This is a genomic window from Streptomyces sp. NPDC048278 (assembly GCF_040652195.1).
Classification (GTDB): Bacteria; Actinomycetota; Actinomycetes; order Streptomycetales; family Streptomycetaceae; genus Streptomyces.
In genome coordinates this window covers 239,824-264,096 of the sequence record NZ_JBEZLP010000011.1, presented here as the reverse complement: position 1 = coordinate 264,096, position 24,273 = coordinate 239,824, and the positions used below count along the sequence as shown (strand labels likewise).

Annotated in this window: 17 protein-coding genes and 1 pseudogene; 8 read left to right on the top strand and 10 right to left on the bottom strand. The window is 67.6% G+C overall.

All coding sequences use genetic code 11. The features are described from left to right. Positions 1–141: 141 nt before the first annotated feature. The 7 genes and pseudogenes from AB0D74_RS21345 to AB0D74_RS21315 form a co-directional block, all read right to left on the bottom strand. Positions 142–586 (bottom strand): annotated as a pseudogene (locus AB0D74_RS21345) (DUF317 domain-containing protein); the annotation flags it as partial. A 56-nt stretch (positions 587–642) separates the two neighbouring features. Then, positions 643–936, bottom strand: coding sequence for a hypothetical protein (locus AB0D74_RS21340; protein ID WP_362588956.1), 294 nt, complete (start codon positions 934–936; stop codon positions 643–645). Next, positions 933–1,511 (bottom strand): hypothetical protein, encoded by a 579-nt coding sequence (locus tag AB0D74_RS21335; protein WP_362588953.1) that lies wholly within the window; start codon positions 1,509–1,511, stop codon positions 933–935. Before AB0D74_RS21335 ends, AB0D74_RS21340 begins: the two co-directional genes overlap by 4 nt. Before the next feature lie 261 nt (positions 1,512–1,772). Then, on the bottom strand, positions 1,773–5,585 hold the full coding sequence (locus AB0D74_RS21330) for a DUF4365 domain-containing protein (RefSeq protein WP_362588950.1): 3,813 nt from the start codon (positions 5,583–5,585) through the stop codon (positions 1,773–1,775). A gap of 294 nt (positions 5,586–5,879) precedes the next feature. Then, positions 5,880–6,545, bottom strand: a complete 666-nt coding sequence (locus tag AB0D74_RS21325) for a hypothetical protein (RefSeq protein WP_362588946.1) — start codon at positions 6,543–6,545, stop codon at positions 5,880–5,882. 624 nt (positions 6,546–7,169) lie between these two features. Next, positions 7,170–7,457: a hypothetical protein gene (locus AB0D74_RS21320; protein ID WP_362588943.1), complete on the bottom strand. Its 288-nt coding sequence runs from the start codon at positions 7,455–7,457 to the stop codon at positions 7,170–7,172. Further along, the gene (locus AB0D74_RS21315; RefSeq protein WP_362588940.1) at positions 7,450–7,797 is read right to left on the bottom strand and encodes a hypothetical protein; all 348 of its coding nucleotides are present in this window, start codon (positions 7,795–7,797) and stop codon (positions 7,450–7,452) included. The genes AB0D74_RS21320 and AB0D74_RS21315 overlap by 8 nt, the downstream gene beginning before the upstream one ends. Before the next feature lie 31 nt (positions 7,798–7,828). On the opposite strand from AB0D74_RS21315, the gene AB0D74_RS21310 reads away from it, so the two are divergent. Further along, positions 7,829–9,109 (top strand): helix-turn-helix domain-containing protein, encoded by a 1,281-nt coding sequence (locus AB0D74_RS21310; protein ID WP_362588937.1) that lies wholly within the window; start codon positions 7,829–7,831, stop codon positions 9,107–9,109. A 500-nt stretch (positions 9,110–9,609) separates the two neighbouring features. On the opposite strand, the gene AB0D74_RS21305 is transcribed toward AB0D74_RS21310, so the two are convergent. Further along, complete coding sequence (locus tag AB0D74_RS21305; protein WP_362588934.1) at positions 9,610–10,473, bottom strand: GntR family transcriptional regulator; 864 nt, start codon at positions 10,471–10,473, stop codon at positions 9,610–9,612. 155 nt (positions 10,474–10,628) lie between these two features. Between AB0D74_RS21305 and AB0D74_RS21300 the strand changes: the two genes are divergently transcribed. The 7 genes from AB0D74_RS21300 to AB0D74_RS21270 all read left to right on the top strand — a co-directional run bounded on the left by AB0D74_RS21300 (position 10,629) and on the right by AB0D74_RS21270 (position 16,454). Then, positions 10,629–10,982, top strand: a complete 354-nt coding sequence (locus AB0D74_RS21300; protein ID WP_307056007.1) for a hypothetical protein — start codon at positions 10,629–10,631, stop codon at positions 10,980–10,982. After that, entirely contained in the window at positions 10,979–11,182 is a 204-nt protein-coding gene (locus AB0D74_RS21295) for a hypothetical protein (protein WP_362588931.1), read from the top strand. The genes AB0D74_RS21300 and AB0D74_RS21295 overlap by 4 nt, the downstream gene beginning before the upstream one ends. Further along, positions 11,170–12,561 carry a cell division protein FtsK gene (locus AB0D74_RS21290; RefSeq protein WP_362588928.1) on the top strand — a complete coding sequence of 464 codons (1,392 nt, stop codon included), beginning with the start codon at positions 11,170–11,172 and terminating at the stop codon, positions 12,559–12,561. The genes AB0D74_RS21295 and AB0D74_RS21290 overlap by 13 nt, the downstream gene beginning before the upstream one ends. A 36-nt stretch (positions 12,562–12,597) precedes the next feature. Next, positions 12,598–13,347 (top strand): DUF2637 domain-containing protein, encoded by a 750-nt coding sequence (locus AB0D74_RS21285; protein ID WP_362588925.1) that lies wholly within the window; start codon positions 12,598–12,600, stop codon positions 13,345–13,347. A gap of 148 nt (positions 13,348–13,495) precedes the next feature. Continuing rightward, entirely contained in the window at positions 13,496–14,926 is a 1,431-nt protein-coding gene (locus AB0D74_RS21280) for a replication initiator (protein ID WP_362588922.1), read from the top strand. After that, positions 14,926–15,150 carry a helix-turn-helix domain-containing protein gene (locus AB0D74_RS21275; RefSeq protein ID WP_362588919.1) on the top strand — a complete coding sequence of 75 codons (225 nt, stop codon included), beginning with the start codon at positions 14,926–14,928 and terminating at the stop codon, positions 15,148–15,150. Before AB0D74_RS21280 ends, AB0D74_RS21275 begins: the two co-directional genes overlap by 1 nt. Then, on the top strand, positions 15,150–16,454 hold the full coding sequence (locus AB0D74_RS21270) for a tyrosine-type recombinase/integrase (protein ID WP_362588915.1): 1,305 nt from the start codon (positions 15,150–15,152) through the stop codon (positions 16,452–16,454). The genes AB0D74_RS21275 and AB0D74_RS21270 overlap by 1 nt, the downstream gene beginning before the upstream one ends. A 114-nt stretch (positions 16,455–16,568) precedes the next feature. On the opposite strand, the gene AB0D74_RS21265 is transcribed toward AB0D74_RS21270, so the two are convergent. Then, complete coding sequence (locus tag AB0D74_RS21265; protein WP_362588912.1) at positions 16,569–16,931, bottom strand: hypothetical protein; 363 nt, start codon at positions 16,929–16,931, stop codon at positions 16,569–16,571. An 86-nt stretch (positions 16,932–17,017) separates the two neighbouring features. After that, on the bottom strand, positions 17,018–23,608 hold the full coding sequence (locus AB0D74_RS21260) for a polymorphic toxin-type HINT domain-containing protein (protein ID WP_362588909.1): 6,591 nt from the start codon (positions 23,606–23,608) through the stop codon (positions 17,018–17,020). Between the last annotated feature and the right edge of the window lie 665 nt (positions 23,609–24,273).

Genomic DNA, 24,273 nt, shown 5'->3' with positions numbered 1-24,273 from the left:
CCACCCCACACGACAACGTCGGCCTTCAAGACCACAACCAGGTCTTGAAGGCCGACGTCACGCACAGACCCGAATAAACCAACAGCATCCCGTTCGGGAGGACCGGGCTTCTCCTGTCAAGTTCAGGAACGCCGCTGATCGCTATGCCGGCGCCCGCAGCAGTCGCTCCCGTGTAGCCGCCGGCAGCACACGGCGCAAGACCGGTGCCGTCGAGGTGAGGGAGGCGGCGAAGGAGGCCACGAGATGGTGCGGGACGCTGGCCGCAAAGGAGGCCACGAGATGGTGCGGGACGCTGGCCGCAAAGGAGGCCGCCCACAGGCACGGTGCGCCGAGCACGGGCTCAGCCCATGCCTGCCAGCCGACCCTGTCTCGTCGACCTCGCGGCCAGGACCTGCGGGTCGGCGTCCTGAATGAGGGGCGGGACCTCGCCGAGGCTGATGTGCGAGGTGAACGTCGGGTCCGGCGCCGCCACCTGGGGCCGGTCGATGTCCCGGAACCATCCGTGGGCGGCGACGGCGCCAAGGACCAGCTCGGATCCGGCGAGCCGCACGGCAGGCAGGCCGTGGGCATCGAGCGCTACGAGGAAGACGAGTCGGGCGGGAAGTCGGGTTACAGGGGCGCCTCCAAGGGCTCGGTGCGTATCTAGTTGCCGCCGACGCGGCGCCGGGGGCGGCGCTGAGGTGCCTGGACGGGTCCCTGCCACGTCAGCTCGATGGCGGCCTCCGGTGGCAGGTGGCCGAGCTGGGCGGCGTCCGGGTCACGCCCTTCGGCGAGGTAGACGAATGTCCGGCCAGTCTCGTCGACCGACTGCAGGACCTGCGCCAGGCGATGGGCCATCGGGAAATACGGGTTCACGGCCTGGCAGACCGGAGCATTCGGGCCGCAGGCGGACAGCAGGTTGATGAGATCGCCGACGGTCTTCTCCTCGGGCGTCACGAACAGCCTCCTGGGGTGCGGGGAAACGGGTGCGACCGAGCGGACTGCCGTTCTGATGCCAGCTCACTCACAGGGCGGTCTCTATCTGCCCGTGTCCGCGCTGTCAGCGGCGGCGCAACGAGCGCGCGGTCGGCCCCGAGATCGCGACGCATGGCCTCCCGCAGCCGTGCGAGCGCGGCCTCATACTCGGCCCGGCCACCGGCGTACACCTCGTCCCCGGCACGGGTGCCGCACGCCGCAAGATCCCGTATGCCCCGAAGGCTGCGGAAGGCATCTTCGGAGGCGGTGACAACGTCCGGTGCAGCCGCGATTGCTACCTGATAGCGCGCCCCGTAGCACGCGGCGAAGCTGTCGCGGGCAGAGCGCTCCCGCTCGGCGGGGACGAGGTCCTGATTTCGGACCAGAGAACGAAAGGCGATTCGGGCCTGAGCGAGGGACGTGAGGTAGTCGCTGTACAAGGCCCGCCGCGTCGCCACAAGGTGTTCGTCCTGTTCACGGCGCCACCGACCGCGGTCAAGCATGGCGGTGGAAAATGTCGCGATCAAGGCCCCGACGACTGCGCTGACCAGCGTCATCCATGACATAGGCCAGACGGTAAGTCAGCCCACTGAGGAACAAAACAGTGGAGAACCAGCCATCTCCTGGAGCGCGAAGGGATTCCAACGCGCTGAATTTGGTCATGAAACCGATTCCCGGCGGGCTTGCCCTCAGCGTGGCTGGTCGCACCGGCTGTCACTACATCGGTCACCAATGCAGCTGAGCAGTCGCGATTGCAGTTTCGAGCCGCGGCGCGGCATGTGGCTCCTCGGCGAGGACGAACGGGCGTCCGACCAGGCTCACCTGATGAGTTGGGTGATGACATGTTCGATATCTGCTGTGCTCAGATGTTTGGACTGGCTGATGACGGCAGAGCTGGTCAGCTCGTCACGGACGGCCGCTGCCCATAGGCCGGCGTTGAGTCCGCGTGCGCGGGCCGCTTCGGCACTCGCCCCTGTCAGCGACGCGGCAGCCTTTGCAGAGGCTTCGGAAGCAGTGATCCCCACCGTGAGGATCCGTGCCAGTGTCACGTAGACATCAGCTCCGGTGCCGCCTGCCCCGAGCGAGGCGAGGTAGAGCCATGGGACAAGCTGCTCAGGCGCGTGGTCGGCAACGGCGGAGGCGATCCGAGCCCATGTCGTGAGTGTGTCCGAGCGATGCCACGGCGCGGGGCGGCTGAGTGCGGCTGCAACGCTCCCAACGCGCCACTGTTCAGCCTCGGACTGGCTAAGCGCGACATCCGGCTTCAGCGGGATATCGACGACAAACGCGCCCAGAAGGACGGTGTTGTCGTCCTCATGAGTGTCAGGGAGGTAGCCCTTCTCGACGAGTGTGTGGGTGAGGTCAACGGTGCCGAAGGCGGGGATGCCGGCGTTGCGGGCGGTCTCACGCATGAAGACGTCATCGGACCACAACGGAAGGCGCTTGCCGAGGGCGAGCTCGACCGGGGCGGCCCATGGCCCTTCGACCTGTAGGCGGAGCGTTGCGGTGGCGGGGCTGTTGTCGTCGCCGAACACGGCTTCCGCTGCGGTGAGTTCCGTTACCGGGACCAGCGTGACTGTCGAAGCGGCGCTGACGACGGCGCGGATCTGTGCCGCCAGGTGTTTCTTGGCAGCGGTGGTGAGGGGGGTGGTCTCGACGGTAGCGTCGTCCGCGTCGAGGCCGGCGGTGAAGCTGGAGGCGAGAAGCCGACCGATGTTCTCCTCAGTGCGAAGGATGTCGTCCATGCACACATCGGGCATCTGCACCGTGCTGAAGTAGGCGCGCAGTGCGTCCCAGCGACCGGGGAGCAACGCTGTGATGACCAGGGCACTGGGGTCGACGACGACGGTGCCGTCGAGGGCCTGGCCGACGGCGAGGCGCTCGGCCTCGTTGACGGCGGGGTCGGTGCTGCAGGCAGGAATCATCCCGGCGGCGCGTTGGATGAGGGACTGGGTGTAGAGGCGCTCGACGCTACTGGCGGCCAGGCCGAGGACCGCGTCACCGTCGCGGATGACCTGGCAGATCTGTTGATGCGCCTCTGTCCGGACGCCCGCGGCCGTGGCAAAGGCCCGCAGCGTCTCGGCATCGGGGATGCCGACCACGGTAGCGAGACCGCCGTTGGGGTGGCGCGCCTGGTAGTCGTCCATGGCCTGGGCGGCCAGCGAGCGCAATTCCGTGAGAGTCCCGGGCAGCAGCTCTTCGGACCAGGACGCTCCCCACTGGGCGCTTTCCGGCGCGTCGGCGACGGCCAGTGCGCGGTTGACGGTGTCCAGCGCCTGGGCGCCGACCTCGTCGTTGTCCGCGAACTTCGCGCGCAGGTCCAGCAGCACGCTGACGTTCTGCCTCGTCCAGGGGAGGCGTCTCACCAGGTGGATCCAGATGAGCGCCTCCTGCACGGTGGTCGCCTCTGGTTGGTACCGGTCCCAAGCGGTCCACGCCTTGTCCCACAGGCGCATGTTGTACAGAGCGCCCACCTTGCCCCAGGCGAACTCCGGGGCCATCGTGTCGCGGTGGACCAGTGCTGCGACATCGGCGTCGGGTTCGTCCTGGAGGATCTCGTCGAGTCCGTTCTCGGCGTGTTCGCCGGCTGCGGCCCAGTCATTGCCCTGGTAGGCGTGCCGCATCAGGTTGTAGTGGAGCCGTCGGCGCATCGCTCGGGGCAGCCCGGGGCGGGCTAGGAGCAGCAGCGCCTGTCGTTCGGCGGCTTCGGTGGCATCGGCCCGAAGCAGGATGTCCAGCGACTTCAGGTCGAGGTTCAGGTCGGAAAGGCGTCCGGCTGCCTCCTTCAGCACGGCGGCGGCTTCGTGCGGCTTTCCGTCGCCTTCCAAGATGTCGGCCAGCGCGGTGGCGGCGAGCACACTGGAGTGCTGGTGCGGGCGTAGCTGCCGCGCGGCCTCGGCCAGGTCACCGCGCCGCTTGTGGGCGTTGGCCGCCATGACGGCGTACACATCCGGTGCAATGAGGCCGGCTGCGCGGAAGTTCTCCAGGGCCAGGATCGGCCACTCACCCAGCTGGGTGAGTCGCTGCACGGCGATGAAGCGCTGCTCGTCGGTCTCCGCTGCAGTGAGCGCCTGCGTCCACAGACGGCGACGCTCGTCGTCCGCGGTATCGGTCGCGTCCGCCTGAGCGGCAGCCAGCTCCGCAGCGTAGAGCGGGGTAGCGGCGGTTGATGCGGCGGCAAGGCCGGCGCCGGTCTCAAGCTTCCCGGCCTGGTAGGCGACGCGGGCCCCGAGGGAGGTCAGGCGTGCGGATGAAGCCTCCCGGTCGGTGGCCTCGCCGTCCGGGCCGGGGAGTGCGAGCGCCAAGGCCGCGTCCACGTCGGACTGCAGGATCCGGACCTGGAGGAGCACTTCGGCGGCGACCTCGCTCGGTCCGTCCCAGCGGCGACGGTCTGCTCTGGCCGCCTCGGCCAGACGCAGAGCACGGCGAAGATCGCGGTCCCGTCCGGGTGACTTGTGCGTGCTCAGGCGGGCAAGGAGCGTCTTGGCGATGAGGATTTGCACGGTCGAGCTGCTGGGAGCGTGAGACAGCGCCGCCTCGTAGTGGACCAGCGCCTGGTCATGGTCGCGTCGCACGGCACACTGGTCACCGAGGAACAGGTGCGCCGTCGGTGAGTTACCCCATGCTTGGATGTTCCGCGGAGCCAGGATCGCCGGAATCGGAACCGGTCCCTTCTTGTCCTGATGGGCCAGCACCGCGAGGCCGATGTCGGCCAGGATCTGACCACCATCCATCTCCCGGGCCGCGCGAAGGGTCTGCTCGGCCTGGGGCTGGCCCGCGGTCATCTCAAAGATCCCGCCACTGGCCCGCCAGTGTCCCTCAGGGACCGCGCCGGCCTCGGCGGCGAGACGGAACGCGGCGGCAGCCCTCACCGGAAGGTCGTACTCGTTGGCGTATCCGCCGATTGCACACCAGACTTCATGTTCAACGGGGCCCCGCCAGCGGGGATCATCCTTCGTACGGCCGGTCAGCCAGCGGGGGGTACGTTCCAGCAGTTCCGCGCAGCAGGCGTCCGGCGTGTTATGGCCGTCAGCGAGCGCCGCAGAGAGCCGCTCGATCGGCCGACGGACCTCAAGGTCCTCGCGGGCGGTCTGGGCGTGGAGTCGCGTAAGCGGAGCGACCGCCTCCGGGGGAAGCCGGTGAAGGCTGTCGTAGAAGGCGGCAAGGGCGGAATCACCCTGTGCGCGTGGGGCATCGGCAAGCGCCGCGAGCGGGTCCCGAGCGCCGGTGTCGAGGACTTGGGCAGACGGCACCTCAAGCTTCCAGCCCTCGCCTGTGGACGTCACGGTGTCACTGGTTACCGCCTGCCAGTACGCCCGCCCCACCGGCAGGTCAACAAGCACCACGACGACTGGGAAGTCATGGTGGAGCCAGTATTGGTAGTGATCGTCGTCGAACCGGAACCACCAGCCCTCGTCGGAAGGCTCGGTGAACCAACTCGGGCCACTCTTGACCTGAACGCCGAGGTGACGGCCGATCGCGTGCCCCTGGGCGACGACCTCGACGTAAAAGTCGACCCCGATGTCGGTGACGAGGATCTCGCGAGGGATCCAGCCGAGGTCGCTGAGGATCAGCTCCTGGATGACCGTCGCACCCCGGCGACCCGTGAACTCGGTGTTTGCGACCTTCACTACGCCAGTCTCCCACCAGCGTCCGACCTTTGCGGACCGCCTCCATGACACCCGGTCAAAGGCGTCATGGAGATGCCCGTCCTAGCCCAGGCACAGGCCAGAGCCAGGTTCGCTGGCAGGACAGCGGTGAGGGTCAGTGTCCGCTCAGGAGGTCCTGATCTGCGGCCACGGCTCGCTCCCACCGACAGCGACGACCCGCTGATCTGTGCAACACCCGTCCGCTGGCGTTGCCGTCAAGCCCAGAGGCTCCGTCGGAAGGTCATTCCGACGGAGCCCCCCTTCCATCACCAAAAGCTATTCCTGCCGCACCTTTGCAAGTTTGTGAAAGGCGATCTGGCCGTCGACAACCTCATGGAGTGAATCAACATCCTCAGCCTTTGCCGATAGCACCTCAAGCCATTCATCTCCCGAGGCCCAATTAATCGGAAGTCGCGACTTAGGCCACTTTCCCAGAAGCTCCTGTGCAAGTTGGACACTCTCCTTGGAAATGTCAACTGAGCCAGTTGCCGCAGGGATGAGGACACTATCCTCAACTTCATTCACCGCAGGCGGGCCACCTTGGGATTGCCGAGATACCGCAAAGGCACGCAACTCTCGAACGACGTCCTCAACCGTCGGCGGCAAATCCAAACTCAACCGCGCCTGCTCGGCCAGTCGCCTAGCGGCGTCGGAGTAGTCTTCCCCATGGCGACAGAAAGTAACGGCCTCCTGCACCCCTGAGGTCGTGACGAGACGCTGGCCAAGAGTCAGGGAAATGACTGGAAACTCTCGGGTAAGAGCATGGATGTGCACGGTCGGGAAGTACGCATCGCCCGAGGTAGATCGGTCGAGCGTGACCCCTTGAAGCACAGGGCCAATACGCCTAAGAAGTCTCAAAGGCCGCCAGACATCGAAGCCTGGGTACAGTGCCGCCCAGTCCTTAGTAACCCGCCTGACGGTCGCCGCATCCACCTTACTCACGGGTTCACCTCCACTGTCAGATTCACACCTGGGACGTTTAGGACATTCTTGTCCGCCTGCCACTTCCCGATCCCTTGACCGGGGTTCTTGACGAACTTGTAGTCATATACGATACCTGCAGCCGGATCGAACACATCTGGTCGGGCACTCCCCGCCGTGCCTCTCGGAACGGGCACCCCTCCCAAGTAGCTTTGTTCGGTAATCAGACCACGATTTCCATAGATACCCTGGTAGCGAGTGAGGAGAGTGTCGGCATAAGCATGCTTAGCAGTACCCGAGACTGCCCCGCTGCCGCCCAGTCGGGCTTGAGCACGACTGGCAATCGCTTGAACGAGGTCCGCGTTAGAGGGATTCGTCGAGCCGTTGCAGGAGCAGGCAGCTCCGTTCGGAGCAGTTCCACCATTGCAGTTATGGACCAAGATCGGCGTTCCGCCTGCCACAACATAATACGTGTGCTACGCGACCCCTCTCTATCTGCGTATTCGCAGATCAGCGGCGGTTTCGGGTTCCGCTGGTGTCCGTGGTTGTGCGGGGGAATCCGTGGGTGTTGCCGTCGCTACTGCCGTCAGCGACGCGGGCCGCACGGTCGCGCTACGGCTGATGCGGTGGCGGCGCAGAGGGACTCTACTGCCAGGCTCCGGGCTCGGCGCGGAGAATGGTGCGGGCGGTCTGCTCGTACACCCCGTGGCCGGTGGTGGCGCAGTGTCCGGCGATCCAGCGGGTCAGCTCGTCCGGGGTGTGCAGGGTGCCGGAGGTGGCACCGCAGTTGTGTTCCTCGCCGGTGACGCAGACCGCTTCGAGGGTCGGCAGCGCCATGGGGTCGGGGACGGTGGTGACGTGGTACTCGCGGAATCGGTAGCGTCCCCGTGCGGGGGTGCGGACCGTTGTGTCGGGGTTCGTGGAGTCAGGCATCCTCGTCCCTCTCGTCCTCTTCCGGGCCCGGGAGGCGCTGCCCACGCGAGTCAGCGACCCTGAGTGCGTCGGAGAGGGCTTCGGTCAACCGGCGGGCCAGCCAGCGGTATTCGGTCGCCGACATGGCCTGCGCTCCGGGGGCCGTGGCGTCGCGGGCGTACTCCAGCAGCTCCGTGACCATGCCGAGCTGGATCGTCTCGATGCTGTCGGCGAGGGTGGAGAGGTAGCCGTGACCGTCGGTGCTCAGGTAGCAGGGCTTCCCCTCGGCGGTGTTCCAGGGCAGCAGGCGTGGGCCCTCTGCGGCGGGACGCCCTGGCCACGGTGTCGCGTGCTCGGCCATCGTGTTGCCCTCTCCTCTGCTTGGCTCGGGGGTGTTGATCAGGGTCTCGCTGGTGTGGACCTTGCGGAGTAGCCAGCGTGTCTGCCTTTCTGTCTGCCAAGCTGGTGGAGTGCGGGAGACGGTCGGGGAACTAGTCAGGCGGCTGCGCGTGGCGCGTGGTTGGAGTCAGCGGCGGCTCGCCGAGGCGCTGGCCGAGGCTGCTCCTGATCGCGTTCCTCCGACGCGGAATGACGTGTCCCGCTGGGAGATCGGGACGCGGTCGCCGCGTGAGTGGCTGCCGTTCCTCGCGCGGGTTCTGGAGGTCCCGCGCGAGATGCTGGAAGCGGCGAAGGCCGTTCACCCTGTCGAGCTCACGCCGCCGGTGCGGTCGGTGGCCGACTTCCTGCCCAAGGGCGACCCGCTCTCCCCGCTGCGTGCCCGTACGGGCCGGCAGATCGGGGCCGGGCAGGTGGCTGACCTGGCTCAGCGGGTGCACGGCCTGCGGCTGGCCGACGACGTGGTGTACGGCAAGGACCTGATCGGGCCCGCGCTGCGCGAGCTGCGGGCGGCGGTGAAGCTCTACCGCGAGGGCGTGCACAGCGAAGCAATAGGTCGCGAACTACTGCGAGCCATTGGCGAGTTGGCGCAGATTGCCGGGTGGGTGGCCTCTGATGCCGGGGAGCATGCCGAGGCGGAGCGGATCTACCGGCTCGGTATGAGCGCAGCGCAGGCCGCCGGGGACGGCGTGCTGTCCGGGAACGTGGCGGGCTCGCTGGCCTACCAATGGAGCAACACCGGGCGCACGACTGACGCGGTCGGCTTGGCCCGCGCCGCGCTGGAGGACGCCGGTCCGGATGCTCCCCCGAAGGCTCGCGCGCTGTACCTGGACCGCGCGGCCTGGGCGCATACCCGTGCCGGGCAGGACCGCCCGGCGATGACCGCCCTGGGAGAAGCGGCCGAGGCTCTGGCCGAGGACTCGGCCGGCACTGAATCACCGACCTACCTGTACTGGATGGACGCCGGGGAGTTGCAGGTCATGGAGGCCCGCGTCTACACCGAGCTACGCCGTCCGCTGCGCGCCGTACCCCTGCTGGCGGACGTGCTCGGGCGCTACGACGCCAGCCACTCCCGGGAGTTGGCGCTGTACCTCTCATGGCTGGCCGTGGCCTACGCCGACGCCAACGAGCCCGAAGCCGCCGCCCAGACCGCGGGTCGCATGCTCGCCCTCGGGCAGAGCGGCAGCGAACGAACAGCAGAGCGGACACGGATCGTCCTGGACCGCCTGCGGGCCTTTCGCGACGTGCCCGAAGTCGCCGAACTGCTGGCGTCCTGAGCGCCCTCGGAGAAGGCACCCACCGGCCAGGGCCAGCACCCGGCACGATCCGGGCCTGAGCGGGTGGGGGTCCCTCGTCGGTCGGGCAGCTTCGCCGTGCCAGGGTTCCCCGGGGGCCGCCAAGGCTCACATCGTGACGCGTGCGCTCGGCCTTGGCGGCCCCCGGGGGTTCCTGGTACGCCTCCGGTGACCGGACGGCGAGGGACCCCCACCCGCGGCCCCGAACCCCGCACCACGACGAAGCCGCACCCGACACGTGGCCCCCTGCCCCTCGGAGGGAGGGCCGGGGTCTGGGGCGGAGCCCCGGAAAAGGTTGGCTGTGCTGGCTGTTGCGCGCCCGGACCGGCGGGGCCGTCGGCAAGCGGGGCGGAGACAGGAGCGGGCGGCGGCCCCGCAGGGCCGGAGCGCGCGCGGGCCGCGCCAGCGGACCGCCTTGATCAAGTAAAGAAACTCTGAACAGCTCACCCACGGGCCCACGGGCCGAGCTGTCAACCTGGCCGTCAGGGGCCCTGCTGGCGCCGCTTCTTCGCGTCGGCGAGTCTGTCTTCGAGTTCCTTACGGGCGGCTGCGGGATCGTCGTGGAGCGGTGGCGCGAGTTGGCCACGGCGGGCCAGTTCGCGGGTGATCTTCCGGCCCTTCTCGACCGCTGCTTGGTAGGCCGTGCGGGTCTGGTTGAGCTCGTCATGGATTTGGTCGGCAAGCGCTTTGAGCTCGGCGTCGGCGAGGTGCGCGAATTCGCCAGCGGCCCTGTGGGCCTGGCGTTCGACCTCCTCGCGCTGGAGGTGCTGGACGACCTTGGAGCTGTAGTTCTTGCCGGGTTTCGGGGCGGTGCGCACGAAGACGCCGCGCCCCTTGACGGCGTAGATCAGCCCCTCGCTCTTGAGGAGGCGAAGGGCGTTCTGCGCGGTGGAGTTGGCGATGGTGAACCGCTCTTGCAGCTCACGCGCGGAGGGCAGTTTGCTACCCGGGGGGAAGAGTCCTTCCTTGATCTCTTCGCGCAGGGTGTCCGCGGTCCGGACGAAGGGGGGGCGGTTGTCCTCCGCGCGGGCCGAGCGCCACCCAGGCGGGAAGGGGCCGTCTCCTGCCGCGCCTTCGTCGCCGTCCTTTTCTCCGGTGTCCTGTTGGTCGAGGGGCAGGCTGACGTAGCTGCCCCGGCCGAGCACGGAGTGGACCAGCCCCTCCTGTCGCAGGACGCGCAGGGCGTTCTGGACCGTGGAGCTGGCGACGCCGAACCACTCTTGGAGGTCGCGCGCCGACGGCAGGCGCTCACCGGGCTGAAGCTCGCCGCTCAGGATGGCGGCCCGTAGAACTTCAGCGGCCTGGAGGTAGGGGGGCCGCGGGTCGTCGTCCAAGGGCAGGGTCATGGACCAACCGTAGCGTCCGTAGCGCCTGCCGCACACGCCCGCATCACCGCCCTAATCAACCGTCCCACCTATGCGTGCGTTGCATCTGTATCACCGTAGCGCTATGGTCATCACTGAGTCGATCAAGCGGCTCCATCGAACGAGGATGTGATGGCATGGCCATGACCCGTATCCGTGTTGCCCTGCTGCCGTCGGCGGTGTGCATCGCGGGCACCGAGCCGGTGCTGAAGATCAAGGACCAGCAGACCGGGGAGGTCGCCACCGACCGGGAGACCGGCGCGTCGCTGTACACGGTGACCGTGATGCTCATGGAGGACGGCCGCGCCGAAGTCCTGAAGATCACCGTCCCGGAGACCGGCCTTGCGGCTGGGCTGAAGCCGGGGGCGATGGTGCGGCCGGTGGAGCTGTTCGCCACCCCGTGGGCGCGGATCTTCAACGGCCAGCTCTCCGACGGCGTCGCCTACCGGGCCGCCCGCCTGGAGCTGGTGACGGTTGAGGCGAACCAGTGACCCGCTTCGAACACCGCTTGCCGGAGCGGGAGTTGCACCCGATCCGGCCTCTGCCGGGGACCGAGGGCAAGGCCACGTTCGCCGTCTCGGCCGCCGTTCTTGATCTCCTCGGCCTGAGCCCCGGACAGGCGGCCCGCCTGGACCTGGGAGACGTGGCCCGCCTCATACGCGAAGAAGGGGACGTGACATGGAAGCCGTGACGGGATACGCGTCGTACGCACTGCCGATCGCTACGGTGCTGGTCGGTGTGTGGCTGCTGGTGATGGTGGTGCGCTACGTCCGGGCGGACGAGGGCACGCGGGTCAGCATGCGGCAGGCCGTGCGGGTGCGCTGGGGCTGGGTACGCCTCGCCCGGATGGCCGGGCTGACGGTCACCGACAAGACCCCGAGCCTGCTCGCGCAGATCACCGCGCAGAAGGACGGTCCCCCGCCCGCTCCTCGGGTGCTGACTCCGAAGATCAAGGTCAAGCCCGACCAGTTCGGGGTGATGGTGCGGGCGCGCACTCTGCCGCAGGTCGGGTTGGAGGAGTACCAGAAGTCGGCGCGGTTCCTGGCGGATGCCTGGCGGTGCACGCGGGTGTCCGTGCTGCCGGACGGCCCCGGCAAGGTGGTGATCCGGGGCGTGCGCTCCGACCCGCTGACCACGCCCACCCGCCATCGGCCCACTGGCCGCCCACCTGCGGATCTGACGCGCTGGGAGCTGGGGGTGGATGAGTACGCCGCGCAGGTGTGCGTGTCCCTGGCCAACGTTCCCGGGGTGACGGTGGCCGGCGTCCCGGGTGCAGGCAAGACCTCGGGGGTCAACAAGTTCGTGTGCGACTTCGCGCCGTCGGCCGCCGTGCAGATCGCGGGTGCGGACGGGAAGGTGTCACGGGCCTCGGAGGGCGATTACGCCGACCTGGTCAAGCGGATGTTCGCCTTCTGTGGCGACGACCTGGACGAGGCGAACGCGCTGTTCAAACGCCTGGTCGAGCTGCGTAAGCGGCGCTCGGCGACCATCCGGGACGTACTGGGTGTGAAGAACATGTGGCACGTTGGCCCCTCCCCTGAGTGGCCGCTCACGGTCCTGATCATCGATGAGGCGCACACGTACTTCCGCGAGTACAAGGGCAGCGACGCCACCACGAAGCGCTTGGCCGCGTTGACGGCGGAGAACGCCCGGCTGGTGGAGGACCTGGTCAAGAAAGGCCGCAGTGTCGGCATCCTGGTGATCCTGATCAGCCAGAAGACCACCGGCGACGCCATCCCCACCTTCATCCGCGACGTGTGCCCGATCGGGCTGTCGTTCGCGCAGAAGACCGTGGAGGCCGCGGTGGCCGCGCTGGGTGAGGACATCCGCAACTGGCCCGACGCCAGCCCGGTCACGTTGCAGGACCCTGCCTACGTCGGGGTCGCGGTGATGGCGATGCAGGGCCGCCCCGGCTACACCCGCATCCGCACCCCCTATGTCTCGGATGCCGACGCGGCCCGCGTCGCGGACGCCACTTCGCATCTGACCGCCGACCCGGACCTGTGCCTGGATGCCTTCCTGCGCTCGACCGGCCGGACGGCACCGTTCGCGCCCTCGCTCACCAAATGATCCCGAACAACGCACGCCGGAAGGGAGGTTGAGATCATGGCGGAGGAACGGTTCACCCGGCACACCGTGACCGTGGTCATGGCGGTCATCGCGGCCCTGGCCTTCGTCTTCTCCTTCGGCAACGTCTGGGCGCTCGCCCTGCGCCTCGGTGTTCCGCACCCGATCGCGCCGCTGATCGCTCCCATGGTGGACCTGTCAGTCGTCGGCCTCTTGGTCGCGCTGCGGTTCCTGGCCCTACGCGGCGTGTCCAAGGCGGAGTTGCGGGCCGGTACCCGGCTGCTGCACCTGTGCGGGCTGCTCACCCTCGCCCTGAACACCGCCGAACCCCTGCTGGCCGGACGCTACGGCCGGGCCTGCCTGGACACCGTCGCCCCTCTCCTGCTCCTCGGCTGGGGCCACGTCGGCCCCGCCTTCCTCGCCCAGTTCCACACCCTCACCCGCCCCACCCAGCACCTGGAGCACACGCCCGCTTCTGCCTCCGACCCGGTGCCCGACGAAGCACCCGCCCCCGAATCAGCACCCCCGGCCCTCGTCCCTGGCGTCGTTGCCGCCCCGGCCGAGGAACCGCAGCCCGCCCCGGCTCCGGCCGCTGCGCTGCCCGCCACCGTCGCGAAGACAGCTCGGCCCGCCTCCGGCCCGACCCTGCCGGCTGCCCTGCTGGACGCGGCCCGGCGCATCGCGGACACCCACCGCGCCGAGCATGAAGCACCGATCACAGCTGCCCAGTTGGGGACTCGCATGGGCGTCGCCCTGCCGGTGGCGACTGCCGCTCTCGCTCAGCTCTGAGCCCCGGCCCTCACCGGCCTCATCCCCTCGCTGAACCCCACGCCCGCCCCTGGGCCTGGTTCCCATGCCCCGAGCAGCACCAACACGCTTCCCTGACGGGCTGGTTGCTGCTCGGGGCCACCCACCCGACAGAAGGGACACGCCCCGAATGGTCACCCTGGACCTGCGCCACGTGGCAAGCCCCGCCGTACGGGACCTGCTCCACCTCGTCAACCACCCCGACTTCGACCGCGCACAGCAGCAGATCGAACACCTCGGCGGCTGCACCGAACCCGTACGCCTCACCGGCCACATCACCACCCTCGACGCCACGACCGGTGAAGTCCTGCGCTCCTACTCCACCGACACCGAGCCCACGGGCAGTCTGCTCACTGCGTGCGGCAACCGCCGCGCCTCCCGCTGCCCGGCCTGCTCCCGCCTCTACGCCGCCGACACCTACCACCTCATCCGCGCCGGCCTCTCCGGCGGCAAGACCGTCCCCGACACCGTCCGCACCCACCCTCGCGTCTTCGCCACCCTCACAGCACCCTCCTTCGGCCCCGTCCACAACCGCCCCGACACCCGGCCTTGCCGCTGCGGCACCCGCCACGAACCCACAGACCCACTACTCGGCACGCCGCTCAACCCGACGACGTACGACTACGCGGGCGCCGTCCTCTTCAACGCCCACGCCGGAGCCCTGTGGGCCCGCTTCACCACCTACCTGCGCCGCGAACTCGCCGCCCGGCTCGACCTGACGCAGAAGGCCGCCCGCGCCGTCCTGCGGGTCTCCTTCGCCAAGGTCGCCGAGTACCAGAAGCGCGGCCTGGTCCACTTCCACGCCGTGATCCGACTCGACGGACCCGACGGCAGCACCCAGCCCCCGCCCGCCTGCGCCACGGTCGCTGTGCTCACCGACGCCATCCGCGCCGCCGCACCCCGCGCCCGCATCTCCATCACCTCGGACGCCATAGGGGAACGCGAACTCGGCTGGGGCCAGCAGCTCGACGTGCGCGAGATCGCCGCCTTCGACACCGACGCCGAATTCACCGACCAGGCCGTGGCCGCCTACGTGGCGAAGTACGCCACCAAGTCCGCCGACGCCTCCGGCACCCTCGACCGCACCCTGTACTGCCGCCCCTGCCAGGGACGCGGCGCAACCGTCCTACCTCACGGGACCCCGCTCCCCTGCACCGCCTGTGACGGCACCGGGCAGGCCCGGCCGCTGCCACGGCTCGCCGTCGCCCGCCACGTCCGGCAGATGATCCGCACCTGCTGGGAGCTCAGCCGCCTACCGGAGTTCGCCGAACTCAAGCTCTGGAAGTGGGCGCACATGCTCGGATTCCGGGGCCACTTCTCCACCAAATCCCGCGCCTACTCCGTCACGCTCGGCGCGCTGCGCGACGCCCGCCGCGCCTGGCGCACCGAACAGGCCCACGCCCACTCTGGCCTGCCCGAGTCCGAACCGACGACCACGCTCGTCGTCGGCCACTGGGACTACCTCGGCTCGGGCTACAGCCCCGGCGCGAACCTCCTCGCCGCCGACGTCTGGCACCGCAGGGAACTGGAACGACGGTTCATCGCGGAAGGCGGCAGTTGATGACCTCGCCCCCGCCGACCGCCCTCCGCGCAGAAGCGGTCCCGGTGCTGGATCTGCTGACGGTGCCCCAGGTGATGGCCCGCCTCCAGCTCGGCCGCTCCGCCGTCTACGACCTGCTCCGCACCGGCCAGCTCGCCTCGATCACCCTCGGCCGCGCCCGCCGTATCCCTGCCCACGCCCTCACCGACTTCATCCGCACCCGCCTCGAACAGGACGCCGCCTGATGACCACACCTCGCCCTGCCTCCTCCCGCCGCGTCCGCGCCAACGGCGACGGAACCGTCTACCAGCGCAAGGACAGCCGCTGGGAAGCCGCCGGATACGTGCTGGCCCCCGGCAACACCCGCAAGCGCATCCGCGTCTACGGCACCACTCGCAAAGACGCCCTGGCCAAGCTCACCGAGAAGATCGCCGCCAGCAACCGCGGCATCCCCATGCCCTCCGCACAGGGCAGCGTGGCCGCGTACCTGACGTACTGGCTCGACGCTGTCGCCGTGCACCAGCTCCGCGAGAACACCCACACCCGCTACACCGCCGTCACCCGGCTCTACCTCATCCCCGGCATCGGTCGGAAGAAGCTCGCCAAACTCACCGCCAAGGACGTCCGCACCTGGCTCAATCAGCTCCGCACCACCTGCCAGTGCTGCGCACGCGGCCTCGACACCGCCCGCGATGAGCCCCTCTGCTGCGCTGCCGGAAAGTGCTGCGCAAGGCGGCTCTCACCGCTGACCCTGGCCTACGTGCACTCCGTCCTCAAGTCCGCCCTGGAGCACGCCGTACGCGAGGAGGAGATCCCGCGCAACGTCGCCCGCAACGTCCGCACCGGCACACCCCGACCCCGCCGCTTCGAACCCCTCACTGCCGACGAAGCGCGCACGTTCTTGGCCGCGACGAGCGGTCACCGGTTGCAGCCGCTGTTCGAACTCGCCCTGCACACCGGACTCCGCAAGGGCGAACTCCTCGGCCTGCGCTGGGAAGACCTCGACCTCGCCAGCGGAACCGCCAGCATCCGACGCACCCTCCAGCGCACCAATTCCGGCGGCCTGACCGCCCTCCCGACGAAGACCAAGAGCTCGGAGCGGCGCATCGTCCTGCCGACGCTGTGCCGGCGCTCCCTCGAACAGCACCGCGACCGGCAACTCCAGGAACGTGAGGCGGTGGGGACGGGCTGGGAGGACAGCGGCTACGTCTTCACCCGACCCGACGGCGCCCCGATCGAAGGGTCCACCCTCACCCGGCACTTCAACACCCTGCTCCGCCAGGCCAGACTCCGCCGCATCCGGTTCCACGACCTCCGCCACTCGACCGCCACCCTCCTCCTGGAACAAGGAGTGGAACTCGTCGTGATCAAGGAGCTGCTGGGCCACGCCCACATCGGCGTCACCGCCACCGTCTACGCCCACGTCCGGCTCCGCCTCCAACGCGACGCCATCGACCTCCTCGGCCATGCCCTCCGCAACCCCGCCGAGATCACCGGCAAGCCCGACGACGGCGACGAACCACCCCTCGTCGGAGCCGCCGTCCGCTGACGTTGCCGTCAACTACTGCCGTCAGCCACCCAGTGGCCCCACCGGAAGCAATCTCCGGTGGGGCCACTGCGCTATTTCCAAGGGATCTCCTCGGAAGTTCCCAGCCACACAAAATTATTCGGCATCCACCGGATCAGGATCTGCCGCTGAGGGCCGGACTCCAAGACAGGCAATTACCTTCTTAAAGCTCGGCGCCAGGAAGATTTGGAAGTAGTATCCGCCTGCCGGGCGTTCATCAACATACCCGATCAGAAGTTCCGTCTCTGCACACGTCTTGAGATCAGCAACCGCTTCGGCTACCCCTATCGAAGGTTGCCCGGTTCGATTCATAGTCCGCATCCGACGGGAATAGATAGACGTGAGCTCCTGCGTCGATGTCGGCTCGACCCAGACTTTAAAATCGGCACCACCAGTCAATGCAGCCCGACAAAGGCGGAAGACCTCCCTATCACCTACAAGGAGTTCAGCGAGTTCCATCCGCTCCAAGATACTTACCTCCAGGTCATAGCCTGGTGGGGCCGAGTTCTCGCACTCAGCCCCACCAGGCTGTCTCGCGCAGGAGCCTACCCCCCTGGCAGAGTCCACGGCCCCCTGTTGATACTGATCTCCGCGCCCCCTACAGGCCCTCGGAGCGCATGCTCCATTTCTTCGTATGATTCAAGATCCGTATCGTGAATCTGAGTGTCGATGCCCTTTGGGACACTGGACCTTGGAATCCTCAGAACGATTCCACCCGGACCAAGCTCCTCTGCGGCATCGAGCGCCACGCCTTCATAGTCGTGGGTCCACGAGGTGAACTCGCTCTCAGTATTACCTCCAGCGTGACGTCCAGGGTCAGAATGCCCGCCTCTGGGAACTGCACGCCCCTGGAGGGCGTCATCGTAGGCGGGATGCCCCTTGGGGATTCCACGATAGAGATAGTCACCTGCTTCATTGCAGTTATGCACCAACACCGGCGTGGTCCCGGCGAGTACATAATACGTGTGGAGTTGCTGGACAGTCAGGTTCCAGCGGCTCGCAGCACCCGAGGTGACCTGGCGAGCAAGGACGGAGACGTGGCCGTTGGCAGAGGTATTGAGTGCGTCGCCTCGGTGGAGTTGACCAGCGGAGACCCAACCGTGGGTGGTGTTGTTCCAGAAGGGGTGGTTGGTGGTGGTGTGGATGGTGGCGGTGTTGCCGGTCTTGGTGCGGATGGTCAGGTTGAGTAGATCGTGGTCGTGGTTGATCCACACGTGCTGGACAGTACGGGCGCCTTGTTGTTTACCGGTCTTGGGGTCCGCTGCCTGGACTTTGTCGCCAACTTTGATCTTGCTGATCGACTTGGTTTTCCCGCCGGCCATCAGGACACGCGTGGACGGCGCGAAGCTGCACATTCCCTCGTCGAACTCGTCGTATCCAATGCGGCCCGAGATGGCGCCCAGGTCCCCCATCGACCCGCCGATCATTCCCGATAGCATCGCGAAGGCGAACAGAGTGTTTCGTGCACCGCACAAGCCGTTGCCCGCGGCGCACTCCACCACCTTGGGGATCACTGTTTTACTGACCGTCTGGGTCTGGCAGCCGTAGTTCATGCCCATGGCGTAAACGCAGCCCTGGGTAGCCGAGGAGCTCTTGTGCGCAGTTCCCGTGGAACTCCTGCGTGCTGTGCTACTGGTGTTGCTGGGGGTACTACCCGAACCTGCGTGGTCGGTTAGTGCCGGCGAGTTGGGGTTCTTGTCGGTCGGTGTGCGATTGATGCAGCTGGGGCAGTTGCGGGTGGGGCAGTCAGCCGAGGCACACAAGCCTGTTGGGTCGCTGCTGGAGACCGGGTCGCCGCCGGCGTAGGTGTAGCCGCTGAATTCTTGGGGGCTGGTGGCTTCGAATACGGGGTCGAGGCTGATGAAGCGGCCGACGGTGGGGTCGTATTCGCGGGCGCCGATGTCGGTGAGGCCGGTGGTGGTGTCGGTGGTCTTGTTGAGGAAGGTGCGGTTGTCGGCCCATGTGGTCGTGGTGCCGCGGGAGTTGCCGTAGGGGTCGAACTGACGCCACGTGGGGGTCTGAGCTGTGTAGTCGAGGTAGAGGCTGTTGGTGCCGTGCTGGTCGGAGGGGAGTTCGAAGCCGTAGTTGGTGCCGGTGCCGGTGCGGACGATGGTGGCGCCGCCGGGAGCGGTGTAGTAGCGCACGCCGGTGGCGGTGCCGGTGGAGTCGTTGAGGGTGATCTGTTCGCTGCCGAGATACAGGGTGGTGGTGCTGGGGTCGATCTGCAGCAGCAGGTTGCCGTCGGCGTCGTAAATGTAGCTGGTGGCGGTGCCGGTGGTGCTGTTGGAGACGTTGGTCAGTTGTTCGGCGTTGTTCCAGATGAGGGTCTGGTCGCCGGTGCTGGTGGTGCGGGTGTGGGTGTTGCCGGCGGCGTCGTAGCTGTAGCTGGTCGACCCGGTGGAGCCGCCCGTGGTGGTGGTGCCCATCAGGGTGTTGGGCTGGCTGCTGGACCAGGCACTGTTGGTCACGGTGTCGCTGCCGGAGCCGGAGACGGTGTGCTGGGTCTGGGTGAGCCGGTTACCGATTTCGTCATAGATCCAGCTGGTCCAGTATGTGCCGCCGGTAATGCCGTCGCCGACGGTGCTGTGGTCACTGCTGGTGGGAGTGGTGTTGCAGGTGTCGGTTGCGGTTGAGGCGGTGGTCCACGCGCTGGTGAGGCGGTCGAGTATGTCGTAGCTGTAGCACTGGGTTTCGGCGGTGGTGCTGGAGCCGGAGCGGGTCTCCGCCTGGCGGGTGATGTTGCCGGACAGGTCGTACGCGTATGCGGTCTCGTCGATACTGGCCGGGGTGGCGGTGGAGCGGGTGACCAGTTGGTCGGCCAGATCTCCAGTGTGGGCGTCGTAGCCGTCGGTGACAGTGGCGTACGAGCTGGCGGTACCTAGCTTGACCTGGGCGACCTGGTCGTAGGCACTGTAGGCGGTGCTCTGTACATAGCTGTATCCGCCGACAAGGGCGTTGAGTTCGTCGTCGTTGTTGTAGCCGTGGGTTACGGTCTCGGCGGGCAGTCCGCCGCCGAGGGTGTAGATGTCGTTCCACAGCAGCCCGTTGACGCTGGTGTAGGAATGCGTGATCTTCCAGGTCTTGCCCAGGACGCTGCCCTGTGCGGCTGAGGGGACGATAGTCTCCTCGCCCAGGGATTCGCCGAAGACGTTGAAGTTCACGGCCTGCTGGACGTAGGCGTAGCCGCCGCTGTAGGAGGTGGCCGTGGTGACGTGACCGACCGGGTAAGTCATGCCGGAAATAGCGGTGTTGGAGTTGTCGTAGACCCAGGCCGCTGTCTGGTTGCCAGGGGTGCTGGTGGAGGCGTAGGCGGCCTGGTCGGCGGTGGCGGCGGCGTACTGGCCGGTTTTCCGGTCGAGGGCGTCGTAGGTGTAGGAGACGTACTGACCTCGGGAGTCCTGGGTCTGCAGCAGGTTCCCGTCGGCGTCGTAGGTCATATACGAGGTACCGGCGGTGGGGTCGGTCTTGGAGACCACCTCGCCCATGAGGTCGTAGGTGTTGGTCCACACCTGGTTCTTGGCGTCGGTGGTGGTGGACTGCTGGTTGTGACCGTCGTAGCCGTAGGTGGTGGCAGTGGTGCTGCCGCCGGTGAGGTAGAAGACGCCGGTGGCCGGGTTCAGCGGCGTGGTGAGCGTGGGCGCGGTGGTGTACTCGTCGAGTTCGCTGGTGCGGCCGAGCGGGTCGGTGCGGGTGGTCTTGGTGACTCCGCCGGCGGGCGGGATGACGGTGGTGGTATCTCCGTTGTAGACCGTGGTCGTGGTCGAGACGACCGACCCGTTCTTCTCGGAGATGTCGTAGACCTGCCGGCCGAGCCCGTCGTAGGTGTAGACGTCCTGGTCGGCGACCTGGTTGTCGGGCACCGAGTCCAGGGCCAGGGTGGGGGTGGTGGCGGAGTCCCAGTAGTCGTTGTTCTTCTTCGCCGTCCAGCCGCGTGAGTCGTACAGGGTGTCGTCGATCAGACGGCCGCCCTGCGGGGTGTAGGTCTGGGTCTGACGGGTACGGCCGAGGGAGTCCTCGATGCTGACCGAGGTGAGGTAACCGCTGTTGTCGTTCAGGGTGTTGGTCACCACACCCGATATGGAGCTGCTGGACAGCGTGTACGTGTAGGTGAGGTTCGCCAGCGAGGTGGTAGCGCGGGAGTTCTTCCACACCGACGTCGCCCGGCCTAGCGCGTCGTACTGAACGGTCGTCACCACATGGTTGGCGTCGGTGCTGGTCAGCGTCAGCCCGCGCTCAGGGTCGTAGGTCTCGCTGGTGGTGTGGGCCACGCCGCCTACGGTGGGCTGGGTGACGGTCTTTCCGGTGGTCAGGTAGGCCGAGTTGACCGTGTAGGCGGTGGTGGTGGTGTTGCCGTTGCCGTCGGTGGTGCCGGACAGGCGGTGGTATGTGCTGTCGTAGGTGTTCTTCGCGGTGGTCCGCCAGGTGAACGCGCCCGAACCGTAGTCGGTGGCCTTGCGGGTCATCGTGACCAGGCCCAGGGTTGGGGCGGCGGCCTGCGGGAACGCGGTGGAGAAGGTGGAGTCGTCGTAGAAGGTCCGGGTGGCGGAGATGACTTGGTCAGGCCGGTTGACGCTGGATGGTGCGCCGAGGGTGTTCAGCCCGCTGGGCACGGAGGTGACGGTTCCCTCGGTGAAGCCGGAACAGGCGACCGAATCCTCCTCGGCGCCGGAAATCAGGCCAACGAGGTTGGCGCCGGTGTTGGCGGGGGCGTAGGTGGTGGCGGTGCACCGGTCGTAGTCGGGGTCGGTCGGCACGGTGTGCGCGTAGGCGTAGGTCGGCAGGCCGAAGTCGTCGTCGGTACGGGTGGCTTCGTACGTGGTGTCGGTCTCGTTGTAACGCCAGCTGGTACTGCCCTTGTCGGTCAGCCGCTGCCGGGTCCACACCTCGGCGGTGCCGGTCGCGTTGGCGGTCAGGTCCGGCAGCCCGGACCGAGTGCGGGTCGCGGTGGCGGCGGAGATCCAGTACGAGGTGATGGTGGAGTGGTCCACGCCGCCGCCGTTACCCAGGTAGGAGGTGGACTCCAGTATCTGTCCGGCGAGTTGGGCGGAGTCCGTGTGGCTGCCGCTCTGGGAGTCGGTGAGCGAGACGCTGCGGGTCGAGGTGGACGAGAGCCAGTCGCCGTCCATGCCCTGGTAGTAGGAGTCGACCTGCTTTGTCTGGGCATCACCGGCGCCGTTGCCGGTGATGGTGGTCACCTTCTGGTAGCCGCGCCACTGCCCGTAGGTGCGGTACTTGGCCTTGGTGGTCTCGTCGTCGTCGTAGTGCCAGGCCGCACCGCTGTAGGAGTAGTCCGTCTCCTTGATGGCCGAACCGCCGGTGGTGTCGGTCTCCAGGACCTCCTGCACCGCGTACTTGTTGAACCAGTCCAGCATCGGGCTGATGTAGCCACTGGGCGTCCAGTACTCCGGGAAGCACGAGGCCGTGTTCGAGGACGGCGTGGCCGAGGTCGAGCAGGCGGTCGGCAGGGTGTAGGAAATGCCGGTCACCCCGCCCAGTTCGTTGGTGATCTTGGTGATGCGGTAGCGGAAGAGACCTGGGTAAGTGGAGGTGCTCACCCGGTTCTCCAGGGCGGAGCCGGTGAACTGCACTGTCGGCATAGTGATCAACGACGTCGAGCCACCCGCCGTCGTGTCGGAACCGGTCCGCTGGAGCGAGGACAGCCACAGTGTCGCGCTGGTCGCATCCCCGGTAGAGGGCTCCGTCTGTGTCAGCGCGTAGGAGTCAACCGTGACGTACACGCTGGAGGTCACCGAGTACTGCTGGGTGGTGATCGAGGTCAGGCGGACGGTGGAGAAGAACGACGGCGCTTGGGCGCTGCAGGTGGCGCCGGAGGCGCAGACGAGGTCGTAGGGAACGTCGGGGTAGTAGGAGGCGTTGGAGGAGGTCTCCGCGCTGCCGCAGTTGGTGCTGGTGGAGGTGCAGCGCACCGACGTGCCGTAGACGATCTTGTCGGGGACGGTGCCGTAGGGGCCGGTGGCGGTGGTGAAGCCGTAGTCGATGTGCGCGAGGTAGGAGTCGCGCACGTACTTGACCTCGGAGTCCCCGTTGTGGGCGCCGTAGTAGTTGGTGTCCTGCTTGTAGTAGTACGCCATCGCGTCACCGGTGGCGCTGGTGACGTAGTCCAGGTGCCACTTGTAGGCCATGGTGCAGTAGCTGCTTGTGGCTGTTGAGTCGTAGCAGGGGTCGCTGGAGTGGGCGGAGTACACGCGCTCGGAGTCCACCGAGTTCGTCGTGTCGTTGCCGGACGTCCAGCCGGGCAGTTCGTTGCGGCCGAAGTAGTACTTGGTGCCGTCCCGTTCTGTGATCACCCAGTACGACGTGTCGTACGTGCCGGATCCGTTCGACGAACCGGTCATCTTGCTGACCGTCGCGCCATTGTCACTGGCCAGCTTGTAGGTGGACGTGTCCTTGTCGTAGACAATCGACGTCGACGCCCCGTCCAGCGACATCGTCAGGACCGGACCGTCGTAGCATTCGTCGGTGGTCGTCACGGAGCCTGCACTGCCCTCCGGGGAATCAGAGCAAGGCGTGAACTCCTGGGCGACGAAGGAGTCCTGGGTGGTCCACCCGTCACCCACCCAGGACGACTGGGCCTGGGTGTTGGCCGTCTTCCCGTCCACGCTGCCGGAGTCGTACGACAGCGACGGGTCCGGCGCCAGCGACGTCGTGGCGGCCGGTGAGTCCACCTTGTAGGTGTAGGTGAAGTCGCCCGAGGACCCCGACTGGCCCCAGGAACCCATGGACGACAGGGTCGAGGCGTAGTTGCCGCCGGCTCCGCCCTCCTGGCCGGTCGAGTCGGTGGCCGCGATCACCGTCGCCGCGCCGGATGTCGAAGCCGTTTGCGCCGTTGCCGCCCCGGAGACAGAGCCGGTGTAGACAGCCGAGACCGCCGGCCGGACAGCAGTCCCGTGAGCACCGGTGACGGCGGCGTTCTTCACCGAATCCGTGCTGGCGAGAGTGACCTCTGCGGATAGGGCCGTGTTCTTGGAATCGTTGAGGGACGTCAGAGGCGTCTGTTTGCGGCACTGCGTCAGTTGAGGAGTCGTCAGGGCGCAGGCGGGCAGTTCCACCAGACGCAGCCGGGACGCGTAGTTGCCGCCGAGCGCCTGGCTGAACGCACCGTAGTCCAGGCCCACTTTGACCCGTCCCGAGCCAGGCTCCACGGCCGCACCGCCCGACGCGGCAGCGAGGGACCAGACCGGGCCGGATACGCCCAGTCGGGCGGACAACGACCGCGACCGGACCGATACCCCCAGCATCGTCGGCCCGGCATAGCCGCCCTTGCGTGGGGCTACGGCCTGTGCCCACACCGGTGTTCCCGCCGCAGTGGCTTTGGAGCCCGTGGTCGCCGAGTGCTTCGGCGCCGTGAGTTTCAGGGTGCTGACCTTGGCTGCCGGCCACGCGGTCCGGGTCGGCACGACGGTGTGCCGGGTGGCACCGGAAAGACGCACGCTCTTGTGCGGAACAGGCTTCAGCCCTGTGACCGAGCGGCCCAGATCTGCCTTCGGCTTCACGGCCGATGTCGTGGCCGTCGCGCTGGACATGGGCAGCGCGGTCGCCGTCGATCCGAAGGCCGCAGTCAGGCACAGGCACCAGGCCAGTACTACCGCCCACCCCGCCACATGCCTCCCGGCCGTGCGCCGGTATCGGACTTTCGCTGCTCCGCTGTTTCCGCGCGCACGTCTACCGGACACGGCCTCCCCCTCGTCATGACGACATGCCGAAATATCGAACAGCCACCTCGGCCTATGGCCGCGCCGATGACTGTTCGCCCGACGGAAAGAAATACATGAAGGTTCAA